This is a genomic window from Akkermansia sp. N21169, from assembly GCF_029854675.1.
Lineage (GTDB): Bacteria > Verrucomicrobiota > Verrucomicrobiia > Verrucomicrobiales > Akkermansiaceae > Akkermansia.
Window position 1 is genome coordinate 357,486 of sequence record NZ_JARWNC010000041.1, and the last position, 23,289, is coordinate 380,774.

Sequence of the window (23,289 nt, forward strand, 5' to 3'; positions counted from 1 at the left end):
GTTTTTCATATCCACAGCACTTTTTGCATCCAACCGTCCGGGACTCCATCCCGGGCGGTTTTGTTTTCCTGGCAAGATTGACAGATTTCAGTCTGTGAAAGACATCCCCTTCCTGTTACGTATACATAGTGATGAGACTCCCCATTCTCCTTTTCCTCTTTCTGCTCCTGGTCGCAGGCAGCCTTCAATCCCATAGCGCTTCACCGCGGCAACCCAACATTGTCTTCATCTATGCAGATGACCTTGGCATGGGAATGCTCGGGTGCTACGGTCAGCAAATCGTCAAGACTCCAAACATTGATCGTCTCGCAGACCAGGGCATCACTTTTACGCGCGTATACAGCAGCCAGTACTGTTGTCCGGCGCGGGCCAGCCTGTTGATGGGCGTCCACGACAGCCATGCCAATTCCTACACGCAAACCCGGGGCGGACTTGTCACAGCCATGGAACAAAACAAGTGGTCGCCGGAGGAATTTTCTCAAAAAGCGGAGTCCGCTTCTACCATTAAGCCCTCGCCCAATGAAGTTTTCCTGCCTCAACTCCTGAAGAAAGCCGGCTACGTCACCGGGCAGTTCGGCAAGCTCGACTGGGGGTTTACCACTTGGCCCGGCGAACTCAAACGCCATGGATGGGACCATTACACCGGCTACATGGATCATGAACGCGCCCATGGTTTCTACCCGACTTTTCTCTGGAAAGACGGAGGTATCCTCCCCCTACCCGGCAACACGCGCATCGATGCCGGAGTTACTCCAGAACAATATGCCGAAGGAGCCACGGCTAAACGCCGCGGAAACCGAAAAGGTAAAGAAACCTACGCTCCCGACGTCATGCTGAAGGAAGCTCTCAACTTCATGGAGGCAAACCGGAGAAAACCCATCTTCCTGTTTTTTTCCACCAACCTCCCCCATGGCCCTGTCGACATCCCGCCCCATGAAAACATCTACCGCGACAACACCGTCATCCGGGATGCCTATGCAAGTGCCTCCGGCAACAATCGCGAATGCGCCGCTGCTGCCGAAGAATACGCATCCATGGTCGCCAAGCTCGACAACCAGGTAGGAGCCCTCGTCAACAAAGCCAAGCAACTCGGTATCGCGGATCATACCATCTTCATCTTCGCTGCCGACAACGGTCACGAAATCTACTACCGAACCGATAAGGGACGAGGGCGAGGACTGAACTATCATGGCGGTATTCTTGATGCCACGGGAGAAGTACTTGACGTTTTCCGAGCCAACAGGGGAACCATCGGACTGAACGGGAAAATGGTCGATTTGGCCGGGCTCAAGTGGACCAATCACGAAGGAGGCATCCGGATTCCTCTCATTGTCTCCTGTCCCGGTACTATCCCCCAGGGTAAAGTCTGCCGTAGTATGATTGCTAACTACGACCACATGGCGACATTCGCGGAACTTGCCGGCATTCCGATGCCGGCAGGCAAGGATTCCGTCTCCTATGCCCCTGTCCTGCAGGGCAAACCGATCAAGAAAGAACACCAGCATGTCGTCATCGACCACAGCGTTATCACCAGAGATGGCTGGAAACTGACCAGAAAAGGCAACGACTGGCTTCTCTTCAACCTCACCAAAGATCCGGGAGAACGTCGTAATCTTGCCACGGAACAACCGGACAAGCTCCGGCATATGCAAGATCTGTACAAACGTGAAGTCGGCAGCCCGCGTCAGGATAAATCCTGAATTGCGCTGCCACCGGAATTTCCCGCTACTTCCTTGATTCTTCCCTATCTGCTCCGGATTCTGCTTTGTACATTCCCGGTCCCTGTGATACCCTCGCGCCAGTGGAAAAGAACCCTACACCCCGTCAAGTCGCCCTGCAATGCCTCCAGAAATGGGAAGCAGGTAATGCCTTTGCGGAGACAATCATCGATCAGACGGCCGACAAAGCCAGACTGGCTACAAGCGACCGCAACCTCATGCAGGCCGTCGTCTTCGGCGTTCTGCGCAACAAAACATGGCTCGACTATGTTCTGGGGAATCTCAGACAAGGCAGACTCGATCAGCAAACGCGCATCATCCTGGAAATCGGCCTTTGTCAAATCTTTCTCATGCGCCTCGCCAAACACGCAGCCGTCTTCGAAACTGTCAATATCGCTCCCGAAAAAACGCGCGGTCTCGTCAACGCCATTCTCCGCAACGCCCTCCGTCGCGAAGAAGAACTCCTGGCCGAACGGAACACCCTCCCCCTCGACATCCGTTTTTCTACCCCCAAATGGCTCGTCTCCCGCTGGATTGAGGCCTTCGGAGAGAGAGATACGATTGCCATGCTGGAACTTAATAACCAGCCGCCCTCTTTCTATGTCCGCCGCAACCCCTTGATCGAACTGGCGGACGATCCCCGTTCCCTCGTCCCGCTTGACAACATTCCCGGCTGGTATTCCGTCAACGGTCCTCTGCCCCTGGACGACATCCGTTCCGGAGCCCTCTATGTCGCCGACCCTTCCACGCGCTATGCCGTAGAGCTTCTGGATCCCAAACCCGGGGAACGTATCCTGGACGCCTGCGCAGCCCCCGGCGGCAAATCCGCAGCCATCATTGCCGCCACTCACGGGCAAGCCCTTCTCACAGCCACCGACATGCATGCGCACCGCCTGCCTGTCCTCTTCGATAACCTTCGACGCCAAGGTTCCGATCTCGTGGAAACCGCCCAGGCCGACTGGACACAGCCCTGTCCTCCCTGCTGGAAGGGTTACTTCGACGCCGTTCTTCTTGATGTCCCCTGTTCCAATACCGGGGTCATCCAGAGAAGAGTCGATGTCCGCTGGAGACTCACACCCAAGGAAATATCCCGTCTTGCCGACATCCAGCTCCTCATTCTGGAGCAAGCGGCCGCCTCCGTCAAAGCCGGAGGACGCCTTGTGTACTCCACCTGTTCCATCGATCGAGAAGAAGACCGGGACGTCATCGACCGATTCCTGGCCGTCCATCCCGACTTCACCTTCCAAAAGGAACAACTCGCCCTACCTTTCCGCGAAATGTCTGACGGGGCCTATGCAGCCCTGCTCATCCGTGCTTGACCTTCCGCCGATTTCGGCAACAATCACCCCCAACTCAATATCAACCATGTCCCGCAAACCCATCATTGCAGCCAACTGGAAAATGAACGTCGGCCCGGCTGAAGCCACCGCCTTCATCGATAAATTCCTCAAGAACATCGACGGCAAGCAGCTCTCCTGCGACGTTGTGATCGCCCCTCCCTTCGTCACTATTCCCACCGTCGTTGCCGAGCTCAAGGGTAATCCGGTCGTCGGAGTCTCCGCCCAGAACGTTTCCGATAAGGACAACGGCGCTTTCACCGGTGAAATCTCCACCACGATGCTCAAGGAACTTGGCGTTTCCTACATCATTCTCGGCCACAGCGAACGTCGCCAGTACTACGGTGAAACCGATGCCATCATCAACTCCAAGATCAAGAAGGCCATCGCCGATGGCTTCACTCCCATCTTCTGCATCGGTGAGACCAAGGACGAACGCCTCGGCAACAGACTCGAAGAAGTCCTTACCACACAGCTCACCGGCGGTCTGAAAGACATCCCTGCCGAACAGGCAGCCAACATCGTCATTGCCTACGAACCCGTCTGGGCTATCGGCACCGGCCTCACCGCTACCTCCAAGGAAGCCCAGGAAGCCCATGCTTTCATCCGCAAAGTCCTCGCCGACATCTATTGCCCCGTCACGGCCGACAAGGTCCGTATCCAGTACGGCGGTTCCGTCAAGCCTGACAACGTCAAGGAACTCATGGCCCAGCCCGACATCGACGGAGCTCTCGTTGGCGGGGCCGCCCTGAAGCCCGATTCCTTCACGGCTCTCGTCGAATTCGACAAATAAGCCCACTCAGGCTCACACCATTTATCCAAAGCCCGGACGGTTCATCCCTGCCCGGGCTTTTTCGTTTCAGGAGACCGCATGTTCCTCCAAGATCCTGCATGTCGTACCGAAAAAAGATATTCACAATGCCATCGTGGCCTCTTGCCTTGCAAAGCAAGGATTCCCTTCTTCTGCTATGAATATCCTCCCGGAACTTCTTCACAATCGAAGGCGGGTTATTCACTTTGGATAACTTGAATATTTACCTTTGTGTACAATATTTGCTATATAAAATGATTAGACAATACCCTATGTTGTACATATAGTATCATCATGCGATGCGTACAATGCGGATATCTTGAAGACAAGGTAATCGACTCGCGAATGTCGAAGGACGGCACGACCATCCGTCGCCGTCGTGTCTGCCTGAAGTGCGATTACCGTTATACGACCTACGAACAGATTGAACGAACCGAACTTCGAGTCGTGAAGCGCGATAACCTGCGAGAAGCCTTGAACCGCGAGAAAATCCTCCGGGGCATGGTAAAAGCGTGCGAAAAACGGCCGGTCAGCATGGACCAGCTCGACCGCGCAGCCGATGAGATCGTTTCCGAGCTTCATCGCGACCACCTGCGCGAAGTACCCTCGAACGAGATTGGGAAGAAGGTCATCGAAAAACTCTACGCTATCGATCCGGTGGCCTACATCCGCTATGTGTCTGTATACCGTCAGTTCCAGAATGTAGAGGAATTCATTCAGGAAATCAGCCAGATGCAGCATCACAGCACCAATGATCCCCTCCAGCGCAAGCTCCCTATCCTGTAATACGGCAACAACCCCGGACTCCCTACCCTCCCTTCTTCCATGATCTGCTTTAAAAGCAAACGTCCTATCCTCCGTATTGGAGACTGCCTCATTTCCGACTACAACTTCGGATGGCTGGCCGATGCCCTCGATGCAGCGGCTGACGAATTGGAAATGGAACTTCCCTTCCGTGACGATCTTGTCGCCGCCGTCCTAACGTATCTGGAGGAAAGCTGCCCCTGGGAAGTGATGCCCATCGACATGCTCTACAAAAGAATCCGTTCCATGCTGCAAGAGGTAGGTATGGAAAAGCTGGCTGCACACCTGCCGGAGATGTCCCCCCCCGTAAGCGTCAACATCGACGAGATTGCACGGCGCAACCCTCTGCTCCTTTTTTTCGCCAACGATTTGAACCGCGAACTCTCCACCCTGCGCAGCAAGGGCCTCACCCACTACCGCTTCACCGGAGAACGCGAATGTGTGCTGGAAATCCAGGGAAGCCGCCACTGGAACAAGCGCTCCGAAGCCCTGCTCGAAGAAATCCACTTTATCCTTTCCCGTTATCGGGAGTAAGGACCGCTGTCACGGAAATCGTATATTTACAGTGACAGGTCTCTGCCCGTGTGGTTTATTTTCCACCGTACCCGGTTTTAACCGAGAAAACGGCTATCGCTTGCGATGCCTCTTCACAATCCGGGTACGGGCGTTCACTTCATCTGGTTTATTCCACAGAGAAAAACCTGGTTTGCTTTTCGGCGCATTCGCGCCATCGTTGAGCATTGCTTGTCGCAAACGCCGCTCATCATATCCACCATCTACATGGCATCTATTACATCATTCGAGGAGCTCGGTTTGCGCGCTCCCATCCTCGCCGCCCTGACCGGGCTCGGCTATAAGACACCCACCCCCATCCAGGCGGCCTGCATCCCGCTCCTGCTGGAAAGCAGGGACATCATCGGTCTCGCTCAGACAGGCACCGGCAAAACGGCTGCTTTCGCCCTGCCCCTGATCCAACGCTTCTCAATGCAACGTGTACCGTTGCGCAAAGGCAAAATCCGCTCGCTCATCCTGAGCCCGACCCGCGAGCTTGCCCAGCAGATCTACGATAACATCATCTCCTATTCCCGCGGCCTTTCCATCACATCCTCAGTCATGTTCGGCGGCGTCGGCTATAGCCCGCAAACAAAGGCTCTGTCCCGCGGACTCGACATTCTGGTCGCCACCCCCGGACGCCTGATGGACCACATGGAGCGCGGCAATGTCAACCTGTCGGAGGTCGAAGTCCTCGTTCTCGACGAAGCCGACCGCATGCTGGACATGGGGTTTGCCCCGGCCATCAAAAAGATTGCCGCCAAGTTGCCGCCGCAACGGCACACCCAGCTTTTCTCTGCTACCATGCCGCCAAAAATCCGCATGCTGGCCGAACAAATGCTCCGGAATCCCGAAACGGTAGCCGTCACCCCTCCCACGATGACGGCCGACAAGATTGAGCAAAGCATCTACCATGTCGATACCCAGGCCGACAAAAAGAACTATATTCTGACTCTCCTTCAGGAAACCCATCAGAACGACGACCGAGTCCTGATCTTTACACGTACCAAGCATGGCGCCGACCGTCTAGCCAAATTCCTGACGAAAAACGAGTTTCCCTCCTCCGCCATCCATGGAGACAAAACCCAGGGAGCGCGCGAACGCATGCTGAAAGCATTCAAAACGGGAGACACTCCCATCCTGATCGCCACCGATCTCGCCTCACGCGGCATCGATGTCAAGGGAATCAACCTCGTCATCAACCACGATCTGCCGAATGAACCGGAAGTATACATCCACCGCATCGGCCGCACAGCAAGAGCCGGAGCAGAAGGACAGGCTCTGTCTTTTTGCTCACCGGATGAAGTTCCCTACTGCCGGGACATTCAGAAGCTAATCGGCAAAAGACTGCCCCTGCATAAAAACAGCGGGCCGGAACCTAGGCCTCTTGTAAAAGAGCCCTCCGTCCCCGCCTCAAAATCTCGTAGCAGGAGACGCGACTTCTCCCGTAGACGCGGTTGATCACACCCTTTTGAAACAAAACAAACGCAGCCGGCAAAGTTTCCTACCCTGCCGGCTGTTCACATTCGGGTAAAGAAGGAAAATCAATCAAGATCCCGTACTTCCGGGAGCATAATGGAGGCCACTGCGAACGCCGCTATACCTTCTCCACGGCCAATGCAACCGAGTCGTTCGTTCGTCGTCGCCTTGATGCCGACACGAACCGTCGGCAAGACGAGGACAGAGGCAAGTTGCTGTTTCATCGCTTCCAGATACGGAGCAATTTTCGGAGCCTCGGCAATGATAGAGGAATCCACGTTGACAATGCGACCTCCCTGTCTACGAACTTCGTCTACCGCTTTGGAAACAATCTCCAAAGAGCAGATATCCTTGCAGGAGGGATCCCCGGGAGGAAACCAGAAACCGATGTCGGGCAATCCGGCGGCACCAAGAATGGCATCGGCGATGGCATGGCAAAGTACATCCGCATCGGAATGTCCATCCAGTCCCTTCCCTTCCGGGATATGAACGCCTCCCAGCATCAGGGGACGGGGTTGTTCGGCGAAACGGTGGATATCATAACCGATTCCCGACAGATGAAGCATGGTCTGCGCGCTACTCATAATGAATGGTATTGGTTTAAATTATTCTTCGAGGGATTCTACAATAGGAATATGGCCGTTCCAGGCAATGATGGCGAATTGCTCCGGATTTTCCGGTTTCGGATCCAGGATCACCGTACCGCCCGCTGCTTCCACAAGAATCTTGCCTGCCGCAATGTCCCAGATGGAGATGACGCTTTCCACATAAGCATCAAAACGCCCGCAAGCAATGTACGCCATAGCGAGGGCGGCGGAACCGTTGTTGCGTACCTTGCGTACCTTCCAGGCGACTTTCGCAAAGCGTTCGATGCCCTTTTCCTTCGAACCGTCCGTTTTACCGTGTCCAACAAAGACAACGGCTTCCGCCATCTTTGTCCGGGAACTACAGGAAATAACTTTCCCGTTCTTACAGGCGGGTCCGCCCTTTTCCGCATGCCAGCATTCATCCATCATGGGGTCGTAAATAACACCCAGGACAATTTCACCCCGACGGCGCAAAGCAATGGAAACGCAAAACCACGGAATACCGTAATAATAGTTCACCGTCCCGTCGATGGGATCCACGATCCACTCACAATCGGAACCGCTATTCCCCGCACGGCCTTCTTCTCCCAAAACGGAGTGTTCGGGAAAAGCACCGAGGATGATTCCCGTAATCAAATTCTGAGAGAGTTTGTCCAGCTCGATCTTGATGTCATTCTGACTCTCTTCATCCACCTTCTTGGTATCGTCAAAATGTTCTTTGAGGAAAGCACCTGCCGATTTTGCTGCCTGAATGGCAACAGCCATCTCCGGAGAATATGTAATCATAGTAGTTAGAGTAATTGAGAATTAAGACTGTTGACCGGAAGACGCATTTGCCTCTCCATCTGAATGAGAGGAAGAGTCGGCAGGCGGGATATCCCGGTTATCCGTAACTTCCTGTTCCTTTTGCATCTGCCCCTTTTTCCTGGCTTCCGCCTGCTTATAGCGATCCATCATCGCCGTATAAAGTTTCATCGACAAACGGGAAGAGAGAGAAGACATAGAGGAGGCAACACCCTTCTTTGATTCATAAACCGCACCGTCGCGATCAAACCCGACCCAGACAAACACCGAACGCCTCCCTCCCATGCGGGCGGAAAAAAAACCTCCTCCATCAGGTAACCGGCCTTGCAGGGAAAGCAGCTTCGTCCGTATATTCAGGGAAAAAGGAGGCAATCCCGAAACGATACGGGCGGCCTCGCGAGGGAGAATCTCCCGACCTTCGTCTTCGTGATTCTGATCCGAAGAAAAAACGAGGGCCTTCCTGCCGGTCGCTACCTTCATAATAGCGTTCAATGGCACATTACGACCCTTTTGTTGAATAACCATCAAGGACCGAACGGCATCTGCCATCATCATGTCGAACTGACCGCTATATAAATCGTCGCTATCCGGCATCTCCGCCCGGATCCCCGCCATCTCGGCAATTTCCTTGGTTCTGCGATAACCGACGGCGCGACCGGTAGCTACAGGCGCATTCCGTATAATATTCCTTCCCCGGTCCGCAGCTCCGAGATTCACGAGAGGAACGAACAGGAAACCTGCCTTTCTCTTCGCATGCCAGCGGTCCACACCGTCGAGGGGGCAGCGGCCGCCAACGACGGCCAGAATATGCCCCGTTGAAGACTCCACACACATAGCCGCTACCTGAATACATCCTTCGGCCTTGGCATCTACCCGCTTGGGGAGATCCTTCCAGACGGGACTTGCCTCCAGTTCCCTCAATTCGTTTTCACAGGAACGTTCCAGTTCACGTTGTTCTTCGAGATCCAAAGAAGTCAAGACGATGAGGCTGGATGTCTCTTCCTCCCTTTCCTCCTGAAGATGTTCCATTTCTCCGGCAATCCACATGGCGGGATAGGACATCATGAAATCGTCTCCGGTCTTGCGTAATTCCATCGGAGCTCCTTTGGCTTCTTCGCATTCCTCGGGAGAAATAAAACCGCAGGCTTCCATGCGATCCAGCGTATCGTTGCGCTCCCGAATAGAAGCCGCTTTGTCCGTAACTGGGTTGAAAATTGAGGGACCGCGCACCAGGCCGGCCAAGGTTGCACACTCGGCGAGATTAAGATCGGATACCTTTTTGCCGAAATAAGTTCTCGCCGCCTGGGCCACGCCATAACAACGCTGACCGAAATAGATCCTGTTCAAATAGGATGTCAGGATCGTATCCTTGTCAAACCTGGATTCAATCCGGCGAGACAAGGCCATTTCCAGAATCTTGCGGTCAATGGTCTTATCTTTCAACTCATAGCAGTTCCGTGCAAGCTGCATGGTAATAGTAGAGCCACCCTGGGCATAGGACATGGACGTCAGATTGCGCAACATGGAGCGAATCATGGACGTATAGACAATACCGCCATGATCAAAAAAATCCTCATCTTCACGTGCAATGAAAGCATGGACGAGACATTCAGGCAAATCCTCCCGGGACACATTGACACGCGCTTCCGTGGAAAGCGGACCAATCAGTTTCCCCTGACTATCATAGGCGAGGCAATTTTCGAGCCGGGTCGTAATTTCGTCAAGATCGAAGCTGTTGGCACGATAGGCATAAACTCCCAGAATGATCGCAATACCCAGCGGGATGAGACCGAGAAACAACAGTAAACGAACTACGCGAGCCGGGAAGAAACCCAGCCAGTCGTACCATCGCTTTTTCCTGTTCCCTTCCTCAAACATGGCGGATCATTGCACGATACGCCCGGAGCTAGCGGGCCTGACCAGGCAATTCCTGGTTTTCATTGGGTTTCCAGCCCGGGAATTCCTTATCCAGCGTACTCCTGAACTGACCGGCTTCCTGAGACCGACCGGCTTTTTCCAAAGCGGCGGCGGCTTTGTAGAGAGCCTGGGGCTTCAGCTCCTTGTCGGAAACGAACAACTCTGCCGTCGTCCCATAGTACTTGGCAGCTTCATCAAACTTCTTTTCCGCGTAACAAATATCGCCCAAAACAATTTTGAGGGACGCCATCAGAGGGCCTTCCACACCAAGGGTTAGAGCATCTTCCGCTACTTTACGGGCTTCATCGTACTTGGTCATGCCCAGCAGGATGGACGCCTTGTCCAACAAGGCATCCGCCTTACGATAAGGCATGGTCTCCTCGGCAAGATACATGTCGACGGCAACCAGGGCACGGTCATAGCGTTTCAGGGCAAGACGTGCTTTAGCCAGGTTTTTCCAGATCACACGCTTGGCATCCTTGAATTCGTCGTTGCGAGTCGCAATCGTCAGGTACTTGTCGGCAATACGGTAGTCCTTGCTACTGTATGCCTGCAAACCCAGCCAGGCGGGAATAGCCTCCGGGATGGAAAGGAGGGATTTGGGATATTTGTCGCTGAGAGCCTCCAGGGAAGCTCGAAGCTGGGTTGCATTTTGAAGCTGATAATACGTCAGAACAAGAAGGACTCCAACCTGCTCCCCGTATTTTTCAGGATTCAGCGTCCGGGCTTCCTCAAGATTAGGAATAGCCTTGTCGTAATCCTTCTTGTCGAAATATCCTCGTCCTACCATAAAACGAGCCTCGGCAAGAGCCGCCGGCATGGCTTTCGGAAAATTCTTGAGCAACCCTTCATAATGGTCGATCATCTTGGTCATGTCCTGGCGACGCATGTAAATCTGAGCAGCCTTCTGCCAGGAAGCGGCGGCAGCTTCATGCCGGGGCCATCTTTTGATCACTTCTTCAAAGTCATCCAAGGCTTGGGCCTCGTTGTTCAACAACATCTGCATGTCACCGCGAAAGGCAATCGCCGTCGGAATACGGGGGTCCTTCGGATTATCCGCAATAAACTGATTGCAAAGTTTTACGGCATCGGCACGACTACCGGCCATTCCAAGCGCCCAGGCACTCTTGTAAAAGATGTCGGCATGCATCTTGACGGGAAGCTTTTCCGTGTGGATAGCTGCGTAGTACTTGGCGGCTTCTCCCGGGTTCTTGTCGAATAGATTTTCCGCCACCATCAGGCGCACCATTTCCGGCCACACGCTCGTAGGAAATGCAGACGCATAGGCCGAAAGAAACGACTGGGCGGCAGGAGGAAGGGAAGCTTGATCAAGTTCATTGATACAGAGCAATTTTCGATATCCTGCCTCCATCGCCAGCTCCGTATTCGGATAAACGTGTTCCGCTCCGGCAAAAAGAATCCGGGCTCGGTCATAGTCCTTCTGCTGGAAATAGGCCAAACCGACCAGCATCTTGCGCTTCGCCTCCTGGGCTTTATCCTCGAAGTCGTGCGTCCCCTGCTCGTGCATGTCGGTAATATCCTTGTACTTGCCAGCCTTGTACAGGCCGGTCAGGATCCCGATTAACGCGGAATTCGCCTGTCCGGCCAATTCGGGGGTCCGGAGGATCGTGTTGTAATACGCCTTGGCTTCGTTGCTCTTGTTCAATTTGGAAGCGAGAGTCGCCGCCTGGACAAGGACAGTACCTCGAACCTTGGAATCAAGGCCTTCCATCTTCAAAAGATTCTTGTAGAGGTCATAGGCCTCCGTATATTTTCCCTCTTCGCTCAAAAGCCCGGCAAGAGCCATGGCTGAGGACTGGCGAAATTCCGGCCTGGCCTGGGTATCGTCGCTCACCGCGCGGAATTGGGCTTCAGCCTCGGCTTTTTTACCTAGTTCCTGATACACGCGCCCCAGGCGGTACATGGCATCCACCTTCAATTCCGGGCGATCGGCATTCTTGATCACGGCTTCGTAGAAACGCTGGGCATTAGCCCAGTCGGCCCCCTTGTAGGCTTCCGTAGCCAGACGATAGGCCGCAGCAGCGGCAATCGTACCCTGATACCGCTGCAGAATGGATGCGAACGTCTGGAACGCGTCCGCACGGCGGTCCGCCTCCATCAGGCAATTGGCCAAACGGTACATGGCAAGAGGAGCTTCTTGAGCGTCGGGGAAACGGCGGACAAATTCCGAGTAGCGCTCAGCCGCCAGCAACATGCTCCGTTTGTATTCTTCGGGATTTCTCCGCATTTCCGGAGTTTGGGCCTGGGCATACAGGATGTCGCCGAGTTTGAGGAGATCCGCCTTTTCATCAACCTTCAAGGTAGCATTTTCATCTTCGACGGGCAGCGCGGCAGGAATTTCTTCCTGAGCAAGGAGAAAAGGCGCGGCAAACGCGGCGGAACAGGAAGCAAAAATAGTTTTGGACAGTAGGGAGAACTTCATGATCCTGAGGATTTGGACTGTTCGGGACCCGTGTAGGATCCGGGTTTTCTGGTTGAGAAAGACATATTCCAGATACCGGCCTTCAGACAGGTATCCATCACGTCAACAATATGCTGGTAAGGTGCTTCGGCATCGCCACGAATGCGTACGGGCTGGTTTTCCGCCAGTTTGGCGATCGTCACCAGTTTAGGATAAAGTTGTTCGAGCGTGTAGACCTGGCGATTGATCGTCACACGACCATCTTTGTGAACATTGAGGATAATCTCATTGATTGCCCGGGAATCTTTCTTCTCCGCATGCTCGGCGGAAGGCACTTTCACCTTGAGATCCTGCTCCGTCAGGGAAATCGTCTGCGTCACCACGAAGAAAATCAACAGCAGGAATACAATATCCAGCATGGGAGCCAGCTGGAACCCGACAGGAGCCGGCATGGTGTAGCGGAATTTCATGGGCAGGCAGTATCTTCCTTGTTCGTTAATTCATTTATTACAAACCGCGTACATCTCTCAAAGAAGCCGCGTCGACTTCCATATTGGGGAGATCCTGTTCCACAATGCCACGGCCCGTATCATTGTACAATCTGCGACGCTGATTCTGAATAGAAATAACCGTCAAATCGTGCGTCACGGCAGCTTCCATATCACCGATGCGCTTGTTGACACGACTACGGAAATACACGTAGGCAACCAATGCTGGAATGCCCAGCATCAAACCGCCGGCCGTCGTAATCAGAGCTTCAGCCACACCTCCGGCCATTTCCATTTGCTTGACTCCTTCAAAGTTGCCATTGGAAATCTCAAAAAACGTCCTCATCATCCCGACAACCGTACCGAGAAGCCCCAGCATCGGAGCCAGGGCGCCGATGTCGGAAAGCCAGGAAATCTGACGAGTCAACATCCCGGCCTGGCGGCCACCCTCTGCAGAGGCGACTTCACGGATTTCGTCAATGGACGCATCGGGATTGCGTTCTATGAATTCCGCCGTAGCCAGCATAATTCTGGAAAAGCAGGAGTCGCGCGAGGCACACAGGACACTCAAGCCCCTGATGTCACGCTTGCGGATGAGGGATTCCGTCTTTTCCACCATGCCGCCCGGCAGGACAGCACGAGAGCTCGTTGTCACGACGACAAGAACAACGACAAGAACGGCAATAATTGAAAGAATGAGAATGGGCCACATGATGAATCCGCCCATATTGAAAAGTTCAATGATGGTATAGGATTTGTCACCGGCAACGAAATCGGTGAGCGAGGTCCCGGTTTGAGCTAGCAGGGAAAAATTCATATTGGTTGTGTGTGATTATACCTATTTCATGCGCAGAGGCAAGGATCGCCCATGAAATATTATGGTAAGTTACGATGCAATGTTCCCTTTTCTTGCCGATTGTGACACATTGCTTCCGTAATCATGCCGGAAAGTTCGCCAAAAGACCTGTGGAGGAAGACTCCGCATTCCCCAGGAGTGTACATCATGAAAGACTCCATGGGAGGAATTATCTACGTCGGCAAGGCCCGCGACCTCAAAAGGAGACTCGCCAACTACTTCTCCCCATCGTCGGCAACCCTTTCCAACCACAAGACCAGGGCACTCATCCATGCCATCGCTTCCTTCGATTACTACGAGACGCGCAACGAACAAGAAGCCCTCCTTCTGGAAAGCAAGTTGATCAAAGACTACCGTCCCCGCTACAACATCCAAATGAAGGATGACAAACGATATCCGCTGATCCGCGTTCCCAAAGGAGAAAATTTTCCCAGATTCCAGCTTACCCGTCTCCGTCGCGACGACGGAGCCCGCTATTTCGGTCCCTTCGCCCATGCAAACGCCTTGTCCGAAACCATCGAATGGCTTAACCGCAAATTCGGACTCCGCATCTGCAAGGCCCGCAACCCCGGCGAAAACGAATTCCGCCATTGCCACGCCGACATTATCCGCAACTGTTCCGCGCCATGCATCGGCCGCATCACCAAGGAAGACTATGCCGAACGATTCCAAACTGCCGCCAGCCTTCTCGAAGGTACCGGACGCAAGGCCATCCTTGACGAACTTGAGCAGGAAATGATGGAAGCCTCAGACCAGCTGCGCTTTGAAGATGCGGCCACTTTGCGCGACATCCGTGACAATCTCGTCAAAACACTGGAACCGGCCCGGAGATTCATGAAAGGTTCTCCCGACCTTCCCGGCACCGTCAAGCCCCGAGAAGACATGGAAGAACTCGGTCGCTTGCTCGGTATGGACCACCCTCCGGAAATTATGGAGTGCTTTGACATCTCCAACGTCTCGTCCAACCACATCGTCGCCTCCATGGTGAGATTCACCCATGGCCGCCCGGATAACCAGGCCTACCGCCGCTACCGGATCAAAAGCGTAGAAGGACAGAACGACTTTGCCTCCATGTCGGAAGTTATCCGCCGGCGTTATTCCCGTATTCTCGGAGAGAGCCAGGCTATCCATCAATGTCCCGATGGAATGTCCCTCTACGCGTGGCTCAAGCAACTTGGTGCGGAAGGCAAAGCTCCCATCAAAGTACCGGATCTCGTCGTCGTCGACGGAGGCAAAGGACAATTGTCCAACGCTCTCCGGGAGCTGGAAAGAATCGGCCTTCAAGACATGCCCGTCGTCGGCCTAGCCAAACAGCGGGAAGAAATTTTCTTCCCCCACCAAAGCGAACCCCTCACCATCTCCCATGACCGGGGCGCACTGAAACTCATGCAGCGGATCCGCGACGAATCCCACCGCTTTGCCAACAAATACAACGAACTCCTCCTTCGCAAACGTATGCGTGAAAGTATCCTCGACGACTGTCCCGGAATGACACCTCACCGCAAGCAAATGCTACTGGAACACTTCGGCACCGTTGCCAAACTCAAAAAAGCTGATGCCGAAGAGATCGCCTCCATCAAAGGTATCTCCAAAAACTGGGCGGCATCACTCCTCACCTGGCTCCGTAGCAATTAAAAATCTCCCTCACATGCAATATCTTATCATTACAGCCGGTAAACCCGCCCTGGCCTACGCAAAGGAAGGAGTCCGCCTCTATACGGAACGTCTGCGCCCCTTCGGCAGAACGGAGCTGAAAATCGTTAAAGACGGCAGCTCGGAAGACGTCTCCGCCCGCCTGCTTGCAGCCAGCGAAGGATGCCTGCGCATCGCCATGGACGAGCGCGGAGAACTCTGGTCCACCGCCCAATTCGTCATGCACACGCAACAGTGGCAGCTCCATTCGATCAAGAAAGTAGCCTTCCTCATCGGGGCATCCGACGGACATACCCAGGCACTTCGTTCCCGCTGCGATCACATTCTGGCCCTCAGTAAATTAACCCTTCAACACGAACTCGCCCTCGTCGTCCTCATGGAGCAACTCTACCGGGTTTACACCATCCTCGCCGGTATGCCCTATCACAGATAAATACAGTCCATCATCCTTCTCCAGATTTCTCTTTCAAGAGCATAAAACCGTAAACCAAAAAGAGCGTTCCGTGCAGCACGGAACGCTCTTGCCTTGGAAGAAGAACTCCTTCTTGGAGACCAAGCTTTAGCGCTTGGAGAACTGATAACGCTTACGAGCGCCGGGACGACCAGCCTTCTTGCGTTCCTTCATACGGGAATCGCGGGTCAACAGACCGTATTCACGGAGCTGGGCACGCAACGTTTCATCAACCTGCACCAGAGAGCGGGAAATAGCGAGGCGGATCGCTCCGACCTGACCATGAATACCGCCGCCTTTGGTCACAACCTTCACATCGAACTTATTCATTGTGTTGGTCACCTGGAAAGGCTGAAGAGTAGAATTCTGAAGCTGTACAGTCGGAAGATATTCTTCAAATGTACGGCCATTGATCATAATACGACCGGAACCTTCCGTCAGCCAGGCATGAGCGATGGCGGTTTTACGGCGGCCCGTAGCATTGTAGGGGGTAGTCTGACTCATGATAGCAATTAGTCGATGTTGTAAACGATGGGCTGCTGGGCTTCATGCGGATGTTCGGCACCGGCATAAACCTTCAGTTTAGAAGCCTGGGCACGCCCCAAACGGGTATGGGGCACCATACCAGTAATAGCAAGCTCCAAAAGAAGTTCCGGGCGACGGGCGCGAATCTTTTTCGGCGTCTCTACTTTCTGCCCGCCAACATAACCCGAGAAACGGGTATAAATCTTGGCGTTTTCCTTATTGCCGGTCAGGACAACCTTATCGGCATTGATGACGATGACGTAATCGCCGCAGTCAACGTTCGGGGTGAAAATCGTTTTGTTTTTGCCACGCAGGATGTTAGCCGCTTCCACGGCTACGCGACCAAGCACTTTGCCGGCAGCGTCAATTACATACCACTTGCGCTCTACTTCTTGCGGTTTGGCTGAGAAGGTCTTCATGGTTTCGTTATTCGTTCTCGTTTTCGGCTTCTTGCCGTTTCTTCCAATCAGGGGTGAAGTTACCTAATGTTATTCGGGACTTATGTCAATCGAATTTTCATCTTATCCTGTTTTTTCTCTCATTTCCCGCCCCACTCCATTCTCGAGAGAACGAGCAAACGGGTAAGAAAAATCCTTCTTCGGCACAAGATGCTTGTCTATCGGAATTTATCATCTATACTAGATCGCGTGCGCGATTTCGCACACAATAGTAACTCAACAAGGAGATCATTATTATTCCCAGTAATTCATCACCCGGCCGGCCCTCAGGGAACGGCAACCGTCCTGCAGGAAAGCCCGGCAACACTTCCGGACCGCGTCAGGGAGCTCCCGGATCGCGACCTGCCGGTACATCCGGACCGCGCCAAGGAACCCCCGGTTCCCGTCCGGGAGCAGCAAAACCAGGCACTGGCGCTGCAAAGCCAGGAACAGGAGTACCCGCTGGCAGATCGACAGCAGGCGGCGGTAGATCCGGCCCGGGACATCCTAAAAGAAGAGGAGGTTCAAGATCCGGAGGCAGACACAATCAGAACAATTGGAAAAAGTCTGAGCCCAAGGATGAAAACGATGCCGAAGAACAAATCGAACTCGAAGGCGTCATCAGTTCCGTACTTGCAGGCACTATGTTCCGCGTCAAATTGCCAAGTGGCCACGAAGTCCTCGCCCACATCTCCGGCAAAATGCGCAAGCGTTTTATCCGTCTCGTCGTCGGAGATAAAGTCCGCATGGAAATGTCTCCCTATGACACGACGAAAGCCCGTATTACGTTCCGAATCGGTTAATTCCCTTCTCCTTGCCTATTTCCCTGATCTTTCCGAAACGTCCGCATCACACTGCGGGCGTTTTTTTGTAGATTTTCCCAGACTTTTCTGCATGATCGGAAACGATGAAAGTATGTAGTTGCCAAGAAATGCAGGTCGCCGAACAACAATTGATCGCGTCAGGCACACCCGCGCTGGATCTCATGAACCAGGCCGCACGAAACATCGCCGAAGCCATCATCCGTTTCTATCCCCAACCCGGCCTATGCATCGCCTTCACCGGAAAAGGCAATAACGGAGGCGATGCCATCGCCGTATTGAACATTCTGCAACAATGCGGATGGGAAGCCGATATCGCCCATCCCTACCCCACCGAAGAATGGGGAGAACTCGCACGGCTCCAGCTTTCGCGCCTATCCCGTCCTTTGTGGAAGAAGGAAACCCATCCCTCCGGCCGGGAATTCCCCCATATCCTCCTGCTGGACGGCCTTCTAGGACTGGGAGCCAAAGGAGACTTACGGCCTGAAATTGCCGCCTGCTGCCGTACCATCAACCGCATGAGACAATCCTCCAACGCCTTCCACACCTGGGCTATCGACCTTCCCACGGGAATCGATGGCGACACCGGTGAAGTCTCGGATGACGCCGTTGTCGCAGACCATACATCAGTCATCGGAGGAGTTAAACAGGGACTCCTCGCCGACAGTGCCACATCGTACGCCGGGCGTCTCGTTTCCATCCCCATGGACGGGCTGGAACTCCCGGACTCCTGCAGCGAACGTATCCTGATTGACTCCTATCTGCTACGCCGATTCCCGATCCACCGTCCCTACGAACTCTTTAAAAACCAGGCAGGACATGTTGCCGTCATCGCCGGATCGTACAGCATGCCGGGTGCCGCCAGACTGTGTTCCGAAGCAGCTCTGCGGGCAGGAGCCGGACTCGTAACCCTCTTCGTCACGGAAGAACTTTACCCGATTCTCGCCCCGGCACTTCCTCCGGAAATCATGATCAAGCCAGTCTCCGGTTTCGATCAATGCGAACCGGATCATTACCAAACACTTCTCATCGGCCCCGGATTGGGAACTATTTCCGAAAAAAACGCCCGGATCATCCACGGCTTCATCCGAGAATTCCAAGGAACCATCGTTCTGGATGCCGATGGCCTCAACTGTGCCGCACGGGAAAACTGGACGCTCGGCCCCAATGTCCTGGCAACCCCGCATCCCGGTGAAATGAAACGCCTGCTTCATACAGACACCTCCTGCCTCACCCGGGAAGAAATTGCCCGGGAATTCACCCGACGTCACGAAGCAGCCCTTATTTATAAAGGAGCCCGCTCCATTGTCACTGCATCCGGAGCCCCTGTTTTCTACAACTCGTCAGGCGGACCGGCCATGGCAACAGCCGGACAGGGCGATGTCCTGGCAGGAGTCTGCGCCGGGTGGTGCGCACAGGGCCTGGCACCCGTCCAATCCGCCCTGCTCTCCACCTACCTCTGCGGATGCGCTTCGGAAATCCTCCTGGCAACCGGGCGGCAAACCGAGCAAACCCTTTGTGCGGGCGACACCCTCCGCGCCCTGCCCCTTGCCATCCGTTCCATCTCCGAAGCCTCCCTGCCATGAGTCCTAAACTTCAAGACCTCCCCGACGAATTCCTACCTCGGGAAAAACTTGTCCGCCATGGAAGAGAATCCCTCTCCGCATCCGAACTCATCGCCATTCTTTTGCGGACCGGCACGGCCGGATGCAACGTTCTCGATGTCTCGGCAGAGCTCATCCGCCAAGCGGGATCGCTCGATGCCCTCGCACGCATGGAAGCTTCAGACATCAGCGGGCTAATCAAAGGCATCGGTTCAGCCAAGGCAGCCACCCTGGCCGCCGCCTTCGAGCTGGGAGCTCGGGCCATCCAGGAAGCTTCCAGCCGCATCCCCCTATCCAGCCCCGATGCAGTCTATGACTACCTCATCAAAGATACCCGCCGCCTGGATCAGGAAGGGGTTTTCGTCCTCCTGCTCGACACTCGCTCGTGCATCATCCGGAAATGTACCATCTCCCTCGGCTCCCTCAACGAATCCATCGCACACCCGCGTGACATCCTCCGCCCCGCCATTGTTCATCAGGCCCACGCATTCATTCTCGCCCACAACCACCCAAGCGGCAATCCGGCTCCCAGCAGAGCCGACGACCAGACAACAACCCGTATCGCCGATGCCGCCCAACTACTCGGTATTCAATTCTACGACCACATCATCATGGGAACCCCCACTTCGCTAATGCCCCGCAATTATTATAGTTACAAAGCCAGCGGCATGCTCGGCAAGCATACTTCCCGACATTGAAAATTCATTGCCGCCTCGGTTACAAAACAAAAAAAACTCTATCTACCAGCAACAAAAAGGGCCGGTCTTTCACCCGGCCCGGATCGCTAGCGGATTTGATCACTTTCCAACCAGCAAGGGGACAAGATGATCCTTGTCATTCATGAAAGTAACCTTGCTCGGATATTTGGCAATGAAGGCATCGTATTTATCTGCTACAATGACAAAATTGAACTGATTCGGACCGGTAAATTGGATACGTCCCCCTGTCGTATAATAGGCAGACACTTCCGATGGCATCTCGACTCCTCCCACAATTCCTTCAAGGATACCTGCCGTTAATTCGTTTTTGTTGTCTGTATTGTTGTTCATAGTATGTATGAGCAAATGGGGTTTATGTCATAGCGTAACGAATCAAGAAGGGAAAAGTTACTCCTTGGCATTACAGAAAAACCCCTTGCAGTATCTAGCATTTGCAAGGGGTTTCTCAAGTATTTTGGCGGAGAGAGAGGGATTCGAACCCTCGGTACGGTCTCCCGCACGTTCGATTTCGAGTCGAGTGCCTTAAACCAACTCAGCCATCTCTCCGCGTAACGGCAAGTTACCTACTATAAAGTTCGGCACGTGTAAAGCACCTATTCACAGGGAATGGACGAATCGTAAGATCATGTCCGGATTTCTGCATGATTTTGAAATATTTCCATGAAAAACAACGTATTCGTATACCGTGAAATCTATTCTCTTTTCTTCGCTTATGATTCCAGCCTTTCTCTGTGTCTCTCCATTGGGGCATACTATGGAACAGGCACCCGCCTCTGCAATCACCATGCCGGAAAAAACGCCCCTGACTGCAGCGCAAGCACTTATTCAACGCGTTTTACCTCAACATGCAACATCGTTCATTTGCGAACTGATTCCCGATGAAGGAGGCATGGATGCCTTTGAAGTCGATGTCCGCAACAACAAAATTGTCCTCCGCGGCAATAACGGGATCAGTCTGGCAATGGCCTTCAACTGGTACCTACGCTACAATGCCATGACCAGTTATGATTGGCAGGCCATTAAGCCCCTGGAAGTCAAGGGGCCTCTGCCTTTGCCTCACGAAAAAACACGCCACGTCTGCAAAGCCAAAGAGCGTTTTTTCCTGAATTATTGTACCTACGGCTATACTTTCCCTTACACGGATGCTGCCGGCTGGCAGCGTTTTTTGGACTGGATGGCGATGAACGGAGTAAATCGCCCTCTGATTCACGGAGGACAGGAAGCGACCTGGCTACGCGTCTGGAAATCGTACGGGTTGACGGAAAAGCAGATTCTTTCCTTCTTTACGGCTCCCGCCCACCTGCCATGGCATCGAATGGCCAATATCGATAAGTGGGGTGGTCCGCTACCCATGGCCTATATTGAGGGACAGCAAAAAATCCAGGAACAAATTCTGCGAGAAGCCCGTGCTCTGGGCATGAAACCCATTCTGGCCGGGTTTGCCGGCCATGTCCCGGAAGCCCTGAAAACAATACGTCCCGATGCAAAAATTACTTCTATCCACCCTTGGGGTGGTTTCAAAAAATACAATACCTGGTTCCTTGATGCTACGGATCCCCTCTTCAACGATATTCAGAAACGTTTCCTGAACGAACAAACAGCTATGTACGGTACAGACCACCTCTATGCCGCCGATCCTTTCAATGAAATCACTCCGCCAAGCTGGGAGGCGGATTATATTGCAGGTGTCGCACAAAGTATCAGCAAGGGTATGCAAGAGGCCGATCCACAAGCCGTCTGGTACCAAATGGGATGGACATTCGATTTCATGCCCCGGTGGCAGGAGAAAAACAAGGACGGCAAAACACCTCTGGACGGCATGCTCTCCTCCCTTCCTTCAGGTAAAATGGTTCTTCTGGAATACATGGGTGAAGAACGGGAACTCTACCGTAAGACGGATCGCTTCAAGAACGCTCCCTTCATTTGGAACTTCCTGGCCAACTTCGGGGGTAATACTTATCAATATGCTCCACTGCAAAAAATTGCCGGAAGCATTGCCTCTGCCATGAAAGTGCCCAACTGCACGGGCGTCGGGTCTACTCTGGAAGGGATCGCCGCCTATCCGGTCGGCTTCGAATACACTCTGGAAGCTCCCTGGCACGCCGATGCCGCTCCGGACATGAAGGTGTGGTACGATGCCTATGCCCGCCGCAGAGCCGGCAGTAATGATCCGGCTGTCGTCAAGGGATGGAATATCCTGATCAATGAGGTCTTCAATCGTTATCCCGTCTCATACCGGGACAGAAGTTCCGTCTGCACCCGTCGGCCCGTTTTCGATCAGAAAAGCTTTGCTCAACTGCCGGATACGGCTCTCGGGGAACTCCCTCAAGTCCGGAACAAGGAGATGATGCGCAGCATGGTTCACGCTCTCCGTTCCATGCTCCAGGCTACGCAGGAAAGCAAGAACAATGATGCCTTCCGCTATGATGTCGTCAACCTGTTACGCCAGATTATTGCCTATGAAACGGACAATACGCAACCGGCTTTACTGAGCGCTTTCAAACGGGGAGACAAGGTCGAATTTGACCGTCAGGCCGACAAAATGCTCAATCTGATCCGAGACCTTGATCGACTGGTCGGCACGCGTCATGAATTCCTGACCGGAGCGTGGATCGATAAGGCGAGAACCTGGGGCAACACCCCGGAAGAAAAAGATTATTACGAAAAGAATGCTCGCCAAATTCTCACGACATGGGGAGCTCCGGGAGCCGGACTCACCGACTATGCGAAGCGTGAATGGCAAGGATTGCTCAAGGATTATTATCTCCCCCGCTGGGAAGAATTCATCAGCCGACTCCGTTCCACGATCGGAACGGACAAATCATTTGATTCCAGGGCCTTCACCAAATGGTGTATCCAGCATGAAGGACAATGGGTCGAACGAAACGGCAACGGATACCCGACAGTACCGCAAGGGGACTCCGTGCAAATAGCTACGGATATTCTGAACAAGTATTATCCGGTCCAAAACTGAGTTATTCCTGTTTTTTACTCCATTTACGCAAAAGCCGTACCCTTTCCATCTGGAAAAGAGGTACGGCTTTCAAAATTCAACGCAGTTTTTGCGTATCAACGGCGAGGTTTCGCCAGCGGGCCAAGAGTAGCTTCCGCTTCAAATCGCTGAGATTCATTCCAAGGTTTCTGCCTGGAGGTCGTACCGGGAGGAGGCTGAGGAATGCGTTCTCCTTTTTCTCCCGCATCGTTCATAATATATGTGCATGAGGAAAACGTCGCAGCAAGGAATCCCAGGCACAGGGCCGTCATTAGATGTTTGATTGCTTGGGTCATAACTTAATTGTTGATA

At 53.6% G+C, this 23,289-nt stretch carries 22 protein-coding genes and 1 tRNA gene; 12 read left to right on the plus strand and 11 right to left on the minus strand.

The genetic code is table 11. The features are described from left to right. Nucleotides 1–131: 131 nt before the first annotated feature. From QET40_RS11965 to QET40_RS11990, 6 genes are all read left to right on the plus strand, one after another. Nucleotides 132–1,700, plus strand: coding sequence for a sulfatase-like hydrolase/transferase (locus tag QET40_RS11965; RefSeq protein WP_280127406.1), 1,569 nt, complete (start codon nucleotides 132–134; stop codon nucleotides 1,698–1,700). 101 nt (nucleotides 1,701–1,801) lie between these two features. Then, nucleotides 1,802–3,037 (plus strand): 16S rRNA (cytosine(967)-C(5))-methyltransferase RsmB, encoded by a 1,236-nt coding sequence (gene rsmB / locus QET40_RS11970; protein WP_280127407.1) that lies wholly within the window; start codon nucleotides 1,802–1,804, stop codon nucleotides 3,035–3,037. A 46-nt stretch (nucleotides 3,038–3,083) separates the two neighbouring features. Continuing rightward, complete coding sequence (gene tpiA / locus QET40_RS11975; protein WP_280127408.1) at nucleotides 3,084–3,848, plus strand: triose-phosphate isomerase; 765 nt, start codon at nucleotides 3,084–3,086, stop codon at nucleotides 3,846–3,848. A 312-nt stretch (nucleotides 3,849–4,160) separates the two neighbouring features. Beyond that, nucleotides 4,161–4,652, plus strand: a complete 492-nt coding sequence (gene nrdR, locus QET40_RS11980) for a transcriptional regulator NrdR (protein ID WP_280127409.1) — start codon at nucleotides 4,161–4,163, stop codon at nucleotides 4,650–4,652. Between the two features lie 39 nt (nucleotides 4,653–4,691). After that, nucleotides 4,692–5,204 carry a hypothetical protein gene (locus QET40_RS11985; RefSeq protein WP_280127410.1) on the plus strand — a complete coding sequence of 171 codons (513 nt, stop codon included), beginning with the start codon at nucleotides 4,692–4,694 and terminating at the stop codon, nucleotides 5,202–5,204. A 246-nt stretch (nucleotides 5,205–5,450) separates the two neighbouring features. Next, a complete protein-coding gene (locus QET40_RS11990; protein ID WP_280127411.1) occupies nucleotides 5,451–6,683 on the plus strand; it encodes a DEAD/DEAH box helicase in 1,233 nt (410 codons plus the stop codon). A gap of 83 nt (nucleotides 6,684–6,766) precedes the next feature. On the opposite strand, the gene ispF is transcribed toward QET40_RS11990, so the two are convergent. The 6 genes from ispF to QET40_RS12020 are packed head-to-tail and all read right to left on the minus strand — an operon-like array spanning nucleotide 6,767 to nucleotide 13,736. After that, nucleotides 6,767–7,285, minus strand: a complete 519-nt coding sequence (gene ispF, locus QET40_RS11995; protein ID WP_280127412.1) for a 2-C-methyl-D-erythritol 2,4-cyclodiphosphate synthase — start codon at nucleotides 7,283–7,285, stop codon at nucleotides 6,767–6,769. Nucleotides 7,286–7,306: 21 nt separating this feature from the next. After that, nucleotides 7,307–8,074 carry an inositol monophosphatase family protein gene (locus QET40_RS12000; RefSeq protein ID WP_280127413.1) on the minus strand — a complete coding sequence of 256 codons (768 nt, stop codon included), beginning with the start codon at nucleotides 8,072–8,074 and terminating at the stop codon, nucleotides 7,307–7,309. Nucleotides 8,075–8,095: 21 nt separating this feature from the next. Then, nucleotides 8,096–9,970, minus strand: a complete 1,875-nt coding sequence (locus tag QET40_RS12005; protein ID WP_280127414.1) for a transglycosylase domain-containing protein — start codon at nucleotides 9,968–9,970, stop codon at nucleotides 8,096–8,098. Between the two features lie 28 nt (nucleotides 9,971–9,998). Next, entirely contained in the window at nucleotides 9,999–12,452 is a 2,454-nt protein-coding gene (locus QET40_RS12010) for a tetratricopeptide repeat protein (protein WP_280127415.1), read from the minus strand. After that, nucleotides 12,449–12,901, minus strand: coding sequence for a biopolymer transporter ExbD (locus QET40_RS12015; RefSeq protein ID WP_280127416.1), 453 nt, complete (start codon nucleotides 12,899–12,901; stop codon nucleotides 12,449–12,451). The genes QET40_RS12010 and QET40_RS12015 overlap by 4 nt, the downstream gene beginning before the upstream one ends. 37 nt (nucleotides 12,902–12,938) lie before the next feature. Next, nucleotides 12,939–13,736 (minus strand): MotA/TolQ/ExbB proton channel family protein, encoded by a 798-nt coding sequence (locus QET40_RS12020; protein ID WP_280127417.1) that lies wholly within the window; start codon nucleotides 13,734–13,736, stop codon nucleotides 12,939–12,941. Between the two features lie 123 nt (nucleotides 13,737–13,859). Here QET40_RS12020 and QET40_RS12025 point away from each other — a divergent pair, with 123 nt between their 5' ends. Further along, the gene (locus QET40_RS12025) at nucleotides 13,860–15,410 is read left to right on the plus strand and encodes an excinuclease ABC subunit UvrC (RefSeq protein ID WP_345783076.1); all 1,551 of its coding nucleotides are present in this window, start codon (nucleotides 13,860–13,862) and stop codon (nucleotides 15,408–15,410) included. 13 nt (nucleotides 15,411–15,423) lie between these two features. Then, nucleotides 15,424–15,861: a 23S rRNA (pseudouridine(1915)-N(3))-methyltransferase RlmH gene (locus QET40_RS12030; RefSeq protein WP_280127419.1), complete on the plus strand. Its 438-nt coding sequence runs from the start codon at nucleotides 15,424–15,426 to the stop codon at nucleotides 15,859–15,861. Nucleotides 15,862–15,987: 126 nt separating this feature from the next. Here the strand turns inward: QET40_RS12030 and rpsI are convergent, their stop codons facing one another. Together rpsI and rplM are read right to left on the minus strand one after the other, a co-directional pair. Beyond that, nucleotides 15,988–16,383, minus strand: a complete 396-nt coding sequence (rpsI, locus tag QET40_RS12035) for a 30S ribosomal protein S9 (protein ID WP_280127420.1) — start codon at nucleotides 16,381–16,383, stop codon at nucleotides 15,988–15,990. 8 nt (nucleotides 16,384–16,391) lie between these two features. Continuing rightward, nucleotides 16,392–16,823: a 50S ribosomal protein L13 gene (gene rplM, locus QET40_RS12040; protein ID WP_280127421.1), complete on the minus strand. Its 432-nt coding sequence runs from the start codon at nucleotides 16,821–16,823 to the stop codon at nucleotides 16,392–16,394. A gap of 620 nt (nucleotides 16,824–17,443) precedes the next feature. Between rplM and infA the strand changes: the two genes are divergently transcribed. From infA to radC, 3 genes are all read left to right on the plus strand, one after another. Continuing rightward, nucleotides 17,444–17,644 carry a translation initiation factor IF-1 gene (gene infA, locus QET40_RS12045; RefSeq protein WP_280127513.1) on the plus strand — a complete coding sequence of 67 codons (201 nt, stop codon included), beginning with the start codon at nucleotides 17,444–17,446 and terminating at the stop codon, nucleotides 17,642–17,644. Nucleotides 17,645–17,748: 104 nt separating this feature from the next. Then, nucleotides 17,749–19,248, plus strand: coding sequence for an NAD(P)H-hydrate dehydratase (locus QET40_RS12050; RefSeq protein WP_280127422.1), 1,500 nt, complete (start codon nucleotides 17,749–17,751; stop codon nucleotides 19,246–19,248). Next, nucleotides 19,245–19,964, plus strand: a complete 720-nt coding sequence (gene radC, locus QET40_RS12055) for a DNA repair protein RadC (protein WP_280127423.1) — start codon at nucleotides 19,245–19,247, stop codon at nucleotides 19,962–19,964. The genes QET40_RS12050 and radC overlap by 4 nt, the downstream gene beginning before the upstream one ends. A gap of 99 nt (nucleotides 19,965–20,063) precedes the next feature. Here radC and QET40_RS12060 read toward each other — a convergent pair whose 3' ends face one another. Further along, nucleotides 20,064–20,315, minus strand: a complete 252-nt coding sequence (locus tag QET40_RS12060; protein ID WP_280127424.1) for a hypothetical protein — start codon at nucleotides 20,313–20,315, stop codon at nucleotides 20,064–20,066. 125 nt (nucleotides 20,316–20,440) lie between these two features. Then, nucleotides 20,441–20,531, minus strand: a tRNA-Ser gene (locus QET40_RS12065). Nucleotides 20,532–20,739: 208 nt separating this feature from the next. On the opposite strand from QET40_RS12065, the gene QET40_RS12070 reads away from it, so the two are divergent. Further along, nucleotides 20,740–22,959 (plus strand): alpha-N-acetylglucosaminidase, encoded by a 2,220-nt coding sequence (locus QET40_RS12070; RefSeq protein ID WP_280127425.1) that lies wholly within the window; start codon nucleotides 20,740–20,742, stop codon nucleotides 22,957–22,959. A 95-nt stretch (nucleotides 22,960–23,054) separates the two neighbouring features. On the opposite strand, the gene QET40_RS12075 is transcribed toward QET40_RS12070, so the two are convergent. Then, nucleotides 23,055–23,273 (minus strand): hypothetical protein, encoded by a 219-nt coding sequence (locus QET40_RS12075; RefSeq protein ID WP_280127426.1) that lies wholly within the window; start codon nucleotides 23,271–23,273, stop codon nucleotides 23,055–23,057. Between the last annotated feature and the right edge of the window lie 16 nt (nucleotides 23,274–23,289).

Coding starts and splice junctions, on each gene's coding strand:
- QET40_RS11985 (WP_280127410.1), top strand. CDS start 4,692: ATGATCTGCTTTAAAAGCAAACGTCCTATCCTCCGTATTGGAGACTGC.
- QET40_RS12050 (WP_280127422.1), top strand. CDS start 17,749: ATGAAAGTATGTAGTTGCCAAGAAATGCAGGTCGCCGAACAACAATTG.
- QET40_RS12025 (WP_345783076.1), top strand. CDS start 13,860: ATGCCGGAAAGTTCGCCAAAAGACCTGTGGAGGAAGACTCCGCATTCC.
- QET40_RS12030 (WP_280127419.1), top strand. CDS start 15,424: ATGCAATATCTTATCATTACAGCCGGTAAACCCGCCCTGGCCTACGCA.
- rpsI (WP_280127420.1), bottom strand. CDS start 16,383: ATGAGTCAGACTACCCCCTACAATGCTACGGGCCGCCGTAAAACCGCC.
- ispF (WP_280127412.1), bottom strand. CDS start 7,285: ATGAGTAGCGCGCAGACCATGCTTCATCTGTCGGGAATCGGTTATGAT.
- QET40_RS12000 (WP_280127413.1), bottom strand. CDS start 8,074: ATGATTACATATTCTCCGGAGATGGCTGTTGCCATTCAGGCAGCAAAA.
- QET40_RS12075 (WP_280127426.1), bottom strand. CDS start 23,273: ATGACCCAAGCAATCAAACATCTAATGACGGCCCTGTGCCTGGGATTC.
- QET40_RS12060 (WP_280127424.1), bottom strand. CDS start 20,315: ATGAACAACAATACAGACAACAAAAACGAATTAACGGCAGGTATCCTT.
- radC (WP_280127423.1), top strand. CDS start 19,245: ATGAGTCCTAAACTTCAAGACCTCCCCGACGAATTCCTACCTCGGGAA.
- QET40_RS11965 (WP_280127406.1), top strand. CDS start 132: ATGAGACTCCCCATTCTCCTTTTCCTCTTTCTGCTCCTGGTCGCAGGC.
- QET40_RS12010 (WP_280127415.1), bottom strand. CDS start 12,452: ATGAAGTTCTCCCTACTGTCCAAAACTATTTTTGCTTCCTGTTCCGCC.
- QET40_RS12015 (WP_280127416.1), bottom strand. CDS start 12,901: ATGAAATTCCGCTACACCATGCCGGCTCCTGTCGGGTTCCAGCTGGCT.
- tpiA (WP_280127408.1), top strand. CDS start 3,084: ATGTCCCGCAAACCCATCATTGCAGCCAACTGGAAAATGAACGTCGGC.
- QET40_RS11990 (WP_280127411.1), top strand. CDS start 5,451: ATGGCATCTATTACATCATTCGAGGAGCTCGGTTTGCGCGCTCCCATC.
- QET40_RS12005 (WP_280127414.1), bottom strand. CDS start 9,970: ATGTTTGAGGAAGGGAACAGGAAAAAGCGATGGTACGACTGGCTGGGT.
- QET40_RS12070 (WP_280127425.1), top strand. CDS start 20,740: ATGGAACAGGCACCCGCCTCTGCAATCACCATGCCGGAAAAAACGCCC.
- QET40_RS12020 (WP_280127417.1), bottom strand. CDS start 13,736: ATGAATTTTTCCCTGCTAGCTCAAACCGGGACCTCGCTCACCGATTTC.
- rplM (WP_280127421.1), bottom strand. CDS start 16,823: ATGAAGACCTTCTCAGCCAAACCGCAAGAAGTAGAGCGCAAGTGGTAT.
- nrdR (WP_280127409.1), top strand. CDS start 4,161: ATGCGATGCGTACAATGCGGATATCTTGAAGACAAGGTAATCGACTCG.